The following is a 6,326-nucleotide window of genomic DNA, read 5'->3' on the forward strand; positions in this document are numbered from 1 at the left end:
TCTGTTGAAGCAATTTTAGAGCAAAAGATCACGCGTTTGACTGAGCTTTTTGCAGCGCATCATATTCCTTATAATGTGGAAAAGACGGCTTATGATCCCGTGGTCATTCAATTGCAAGCGGCGGCTTATGAAGAGTTGCTATTGCGCCAGCGAATGAATGAAGTGGCGCGGGATAATTTACTTACATTTGCGCGTGGAACAAGTTTAGACCATTTGGGGGATTTTCATGGGGTCACGCGCCTTTTGGATGAAGATGATGAGCGTTTGCGCCGCCGCATTCGCTTGAATAGACAAGGACATTCCACAGGGGGCACAGCGCCACGTTATCAATATTTTGCCCTCTCAAGCGATATCCATGTCAAAGATGCTTTTGTTTATCGTGAGGGTAAAAGTCCGCTTATTCATGTTGCGCTTTTTAGTGACGCTCCTTCAGGGGTGGCTGATGAGGCTTTAATTGCCAAGGTGCAAGCAGCCCTTGATGCCCCCCATGTTAAAATGACCAATGACCACATCCTTGTGAAAAGCGCGGTACAGCGGATGATCAATGTTTCTGCTGATTTTTGGTTGTTACCGGATGAAGGCTCCTTTGTTTTGGAAAGAGCGGAGCAGAATTTAAGAGCAGAATGGGCGCGTGCATGGAGGCTTGGGCGTGATTTGTCTTTAAGTTGGATACTAAGCCGCTTGATGGTTGAGGGCGTTCACCATGTGAACATAACGCAACCTTGTGAGGATATTTTGGTCGCACCTGATGAAGCGGTCGCACTAGGGGATATTGTTTTGTCTGAACGGGGGCGTGCTTATTGATTTCCTCGTTGTTATTGCTGCTTAATTTCAGCCATTATTTTCTGAAAAAGAAGCTTTGGAGGGAGAAGATCATACATGGAGCAGGGCGTAAAACGATGAAATGCATATAACTGATCCAGTAATGTTGACAATAATCGCTCAATATGTTCCTCTGGTTGTTCAAACAAATGGCTAGATTGGCTTTTATTCTCTGAGATAAGTGCTACCCTCGATGAGATAGAATGCGGATGAGCGAATTATTCGTTAAGGGATTAGAGTAATGGGGGGAAAAAATAATCGTCAAGATTTGAGTTATTTCAAAATCGCTGTGTTCGGTATGATTATTATGATTTTGGGGATGGGAATTGGGCGATTTTTCTATACGCCGGTATTTCCAGTTATGTTGGATGAAGGATTGTTTACCTTTAAGCAACTTTCTTATATAGCTAGTGCTAATTATGGCGGTTATTTAGTTGGGAGTATGTTTTTTTCGTTTTGCAGAGTTGGGAATATATCCCGTGCTCCCTACATGCTATTTGGTGCAGCTATAGTGACGAGTGCACTTATTTTTGCCATGGCGTTAACAACAAACTTTTACTTGGTCTTCTTTATCCGCTTTGCTGCCGGTATCGCGAGTGCAGCAATGATGATTTTTGGTTCTATGACGGTTATGCAGCATAGTCACAAGCTGTGGGTTATTGCTTCGCTCTATGCAGGTGTGGGAGTTGGTATTCTGCTGGGTAATGAGTATGTTATTATTGGTTTGAGTAAATCGCTGAACGCGAAAAATATTTGGTTTGGAGCTGGTTTTATATCTGTTGTATTGTTGCTCTTGTTGTTTATTTTATTTCCACGTCGTGTTGATGCGTCTCAATTTGCTATTAATGAGTCATTGGCACACGAAAATATCGTTTGGTGGGAACTCGCTCTGATTTATGGGCTTGCTGGGTTTGGTTATATTATTGTCGCGACATATCTTCCTCTGATGGCGAAAACATTTAATTTTCCACTACTCGCTAACCACTTATGGTCGTTTGTCGGAATTGCCATTGTTCCTAGTTGTTTCATTTGGTTATGGGGAGCCCATCGGTGGGGGGTATTACGTTGTCTGATGCTCAATTTGCTTATCCAAGGAGGATGCGTATTACTGACATTATTCAGTCAGTCTCTTGTACTGATCGTTCTCAGTTGTATAGGGTTTGGATTTACTTTTATGGGGACGACTTCTTTAGTTATGCCGTTAGCTAAGCGTTTATATGCGCCGTATGGCATAAATCTGCTAGGCTTGGCTACCTTAACTTACGGTTTTGGCCAAATATTAGGACCTCTCTTGACGAGTTTTTTACAGTCTGGTTCACATGCCATTGCGCTTTCCGTTATCTGTGGTGCTGTAGCGCTTTTTGTTGCTGCTGGAATCTGTCAATATTGTCTTTGTAAAAAGGTCGTTGGCGTTTCATAAACCCGCAATCTTCACTAAAAAGTCAGAGAATTTATTCCATTTTTTTTGAAACATTTTGTGAAAGTCAAATTATTCTAATAGGGGAGATTACAGAATGCTTCACTCTACAGTCGCTATTTTGGGCGTTGGTCCTCGTGGGATCAGTATTCTCGAACGCTTGCTCACACTTTATTCCCATTATCCATTTTCTGGGAACATTGATATTTTATTGATTGATCCCAATGAGATGGGAACCGGTACCCATAGTGTGCATCAGCCAGATCATTTATTGGTTAACACTGTCGCTTGCCAGATTACTTTATTTGGTGATGATACAGTTAAGGGTGTCGGGCCTATTCGTAAAGGGCCGAATTTCTATCAATGGGCTATTCAACAAGGTTATCGTAATATTAACGGTGTTTTTTCTCGTACAGAGCATAATGTTGGGAGAGAAATCAAAGAAAATGATTATTTATCACGTCGTTTGTTAGGGGAATACCTGTCTTGGGCTTACCAAGAGCTCACGCAAGATTTACCTTCCGGTATTCGTATTAAGGAGATCCGACAAAAGGTTATCAATCTCCATATCCACCAAGATAATAAAACGGATGTTCTTTTGGAAGATGGCTGTCATTATAGTGTAGATTTTGTTTATATGACCACGGGTCACGGTAAGAATATATATTCATCGCATGATGAAAGCCTGCAACAGTTTGTGGCTGGTCACCAAATGAAAAACGCTCTTCTGAACTATTATTCGAATCCTTATCCACTTGAAAAGTTGGACTCTATACAATCTCAGTCTCGTGTGCTGGTGCAGGGAATTGGATTAACTAGCTATGATGTCTTGTCGCAATTGACTTACGGTCGCGGTGGGACTTTTACTGAAAATGCTGGACAATTGCGCTACATGCCAAGCGGCAAAGAACCGAAGATAGCTCTATTCTCCCGTCAAACATTGCCTTTTAGTAGTCGCGGGATTAATCAAAAGGGTGGTAGTGGGCAATACATACCATCATTCCTTACTCTCGATGCAATACATCATCTGCGTAAGCAATCCAGCATTGCTAACGGTTCTCCGAAGCTGGATTTCGAAACGCAGCTTTTACCTTTGTTGCTTAAAGAAATGTGTTATGTCTATCGAAGTACGCAGCTGGGGCACTGGCTAGACTCTGAAACCTATGTTGTTACTTCCAAAGACGAGCAGTGTATTCAAGCGTTGCTGTATCCTTATCGAAATAAAATATTTGCTTCTTTGAAGGATTATACAAGATTTTTCATGGAGCATTTGAAGGACGATCTTCATTCTTCCGCTGCAGGTAATGTTGATGGCCCAGTGAAAGCTGCTACAGATGTGCTACGAGATGTCCGTGATATCTTACGTTCAGCAATTGATTTTTGCGGGTTAACGTCTTCATCTCACAAGTACTTTATTGAATATTTTAATCCAAACTTTAACCGTATTTCTGTCGGCCCACCGATGCAGCGAAACCAAGAGTTGAAGGCTCTGATGGAGGCTGGTATCGTGACTTTGGCTGGCGGACCTTCACCTAAACTTGTTCTCAATGCTAGTACCAGCCGTTTCGAAATTCAGTCTGTTTTTCAAGATGAAAACAGTTCAGTTGATGGAGATGTGCTGATCAAGGCCAAGATTGATCGTTTTTCTCCGTTGCGTGATGAGTCCCCTTTTATCCAGAATTTGGCTGGTCAGGGCATCATTCGACCATTTATCAACCAAGGATATCATCCTGGTGGTATTGATATTGACCGTCGGCAGCATCCTATAGACACTAAAGGGCAAATACAAAATACATTATGGGTGGTCGGTAATCCAGTAGAGGGGCCCAATTTTTATACATATATTTTGCCTAGGCCTTTAGTTAATTCTCGTGCACTGCGGGATGCAGGGCGCTGTGTCACTGACATGTACGAGCAGCTTCTTAATCGCTACTCAGTCAAAGATTCAACAATTAATGTACATTGATGATGTAAAAAGCTTCCTGATACGCATGTCCTCCGTATCCGTTATAATGGCGATGCTGATGCTATTCATTTTTCTTATGTCTATCTCAATAAGAACTTGGTTTCTTATTCCATTGGCTGGAGTGACTGTTTTCGGTTATTTGCTTTTGACGATACCATACTGGTGGTTGAAGGGGAATGCACGCAGTGGTGTGTTCATCCTGTTGGCTTGTGCTTTAGTGCTGATATGGCGTTGGCACTTGCCTGATGTTCGTACTGTGCTTGTGCGTTTTACTGATGTCTTTTGGCTATTACTCGCCATGGGATTGTTGCGCCATGTGATGAATACATGGCGTATTTCAGAATTTCTCTCTGAACGGTTGATGCGCTATGGAAAGGGTTCGCTTACCCTGTCCATCGCGATACTGACTGCGTTTTTAGCTTGGCCGATGAGTTTGGGGGTTATCCCCCTAATGATTGATGCCTTGAAAAAAAGTGTTTTTCCCTCTCGCCATTTGGCCGCTATTGTGATGCGAATGATGAGCATCACGATGGTACTGATGCCGACCAGCATCGGTGCAGCAACAGTTTTCGCTGCTATGCCTAGAACACCAATATTCACATCCGCTGCTTTGGGGATACCACTTTTTCTATTCAGTCTGTTGTTGTTGTGCCTTTCTCCTGTTGTACCGCTAGCTAACTCGATTATTTGCGATGAGAGAAGAGCGAATAAAGAAGGAGAGAGAGTAAGAATTTGGATTTTTTTGATATTTTTCTGGCTAATATTTATCGTTGCGTTGACAGTTATTAGGTTGAATGCACTAGAAAGCATTGCATTGACGGCGAGCATTCTATACCTCATTGAGCGTGGGAGTTCACGCAGTATTGATTTTTTGACTCCTTTGGTGGCAGTGATACGCAGTATATCCAGTGAAATTATGTTGTTGCTAGGTTGTAGTCTGCTAATATCTACTTGTGATTTGCTTATTCCTTTGTTGCCGGTGACGTTTAGTCACTCATTGGCATCACTCTCTGTTTGGCAGCGCTATGCCTGTATTCTCTTTGTGTTGCCAATTTTCAGTGTAGTAGGAATTCACCCTATGGTGCTATTTAGTTTGGCATTTCCCTTACTAGGGTCATCGATGGCTTATGGGGTTACGGATTATTTGGTTTGGATTTGCTTCTTTATTGCAGCTCAACTCCTTTCTCCTGTATCAATAAATGCTATTTTTGCTTCCAGTAGCCTGCATATTTCACCGGTGGATACGAGCTTTAAAATGCATAGTTATTATGTATTAATATTTAATCTTTTTGCGTTCATTTATTTGAGCTTTTTTATTCAATATTTGTAAATTGTGGAGATCTTATGCCTTACATAAATATTAAAATTACTAATGAAGGGGTTACCTCTGAACAGAAACGGCAACTAATAGAAGGGGCAACTCAATTATTAGTTAATATTCTGAATAAAAATCCGAAAACGACTGTTGTCGTGATTGATGAAGTGGAGACAGACAATTGGGGTATCGGTGGTGTTCCCATTACAGAATTAAGAAAAGCTCAAAATAAAGAATAACTCTGTGTATTTGACAATAATTTAAGGTCAATAGGGTTAATCAATGTAAAAAATCACGTCCTTTAGCAACATTTGATCAGACCGCTATTGGGGCGGTTGTTACAGCCCCTGATGCTGACAACCAAGTTTTTCCCCTTAACGAGCCTGTGTTGGTCTTCACCCATGAGACAGAAAAAATCCAAAAGCTTGGGCGAAGGGGAACAGCTCTTGATGTTATTAATGCTGTGTGCGCAGGGGATTGAGGCACAAATTATTCTTGTGCGGGTGGAAGAAAAGTCAACCATTGCTGAGACACAAACCGAAATGGTGGGATCCAATACTCACTTGACCGGTGTGCATGCCTTAGCGCATGCGCGGGGGCATTTGGGTGTGGAACCTGGAATTCTCTTAGCACCGGCTTATAGTGCAGGGCGGATTGATAATGGCAAAAACCCTGTGGCAGACGCTTTAGAACAAGTGGCAGAAAAGCTACAAGCGATTGCGGTTTTTGATACGGGTGGTAAAAATACGGAAGAAAGCCTTGCCTATCGCGCAGATTTTTCCTCACGCTTTTGTTATTTGATTGAT

6 protein-coding genes and 1 pseudogene are annotated in these 6,326 nt (G+C 42.1%); all 7 read left to right on the top strand.

Translation table 11 applies throughout. From position 1 onward, the window contains the following. Positions 1-804 (top strand): baseplate J/gp47 family protein (locus tag ACFIJL_RS08325; protein ID WP_375624175.1); only part of this gene is annotated, 804 nt, incomplete at its 5' end. A gap of 259 nt (positions 805-1,063) precedes the next feature. Next, complete coding sequence (locus ACFIJL_RS08330; protein WP_375613792.1) at positions 1,064-2,242, top strand: YbfB/YjiJ family MFS transporter; 1,179 nt, start codon at positions 1,064-1,066, stop codon at positions 2,240-2,242. Positions 2,243-2,336: 94 nt separating this feature from the next. Next, positions 2,337-4,205 (top strand): FAD/NAD(P)-binding protein, encoded by a 1,869-nt coding sequence (locus ACFIJL_RS08335; RefSeq protein ID WP_375624177.1) that lies wholly within the window; start codon positions 2,337-2,339, stop codon positions 4,203-4,205. A 96-nt stretch (positions 4,206-4,301) separates the two neighbouring features. After that, positions 4,302-4,451: a hypothetical protein gene (locus tag ACFIJL_RS08340; protein WP_375624179.1), complete on the top strand. Its 150-nt coding sequence runs from the start codon at positions 4,302-4,304 to the stop codon at positions 4,449-4,451. Beyond that, entirely contained in the window at positions 4,444-5,535 is a 1,092-nt protein-coding gene (locus ACFIJL_RS08345) for a hypothetical protein (RefSeq protein WP_375624181.1), read from the top strand. The genes ACFIJL_RS08340 and ACFIJL_RS08345 overlap by 8 nt, the downstream gene beginning before the upstream one ends. Before the next feature lie 14 nt (positions 5,536-5,549). Further along, complete coding sequence (locus ACFIJL_RS08350) at positions 5,550-5,759, top strand: 2-hydroxymuconate tautomerase family protein (RefSeq protein ID WP_375607418.1); 210 nt, start codon at positions 5,550-5,552, stop codon at positions 5,757-5,759. An 86-nt stretch (positions 5,760-5,845) separates the two neighbouring features. Continuing rightward, a pseudogene (locus tag ACFIJL_RS08355) lies at positions 5,846-6,326 on the top strand (phage tail protein); the annotation flags it as partial.

It is taken from the genome of Bartonella sp. TT119HLJHH (genome assembly GCF_042193385.1).
In the GTDB taxonomy this organism is placed as follows: Bacteria; Pseudomonadota; Alphaproteobacteria; order Rhizobiales; family Rhizobiaceae; genus Bartonella.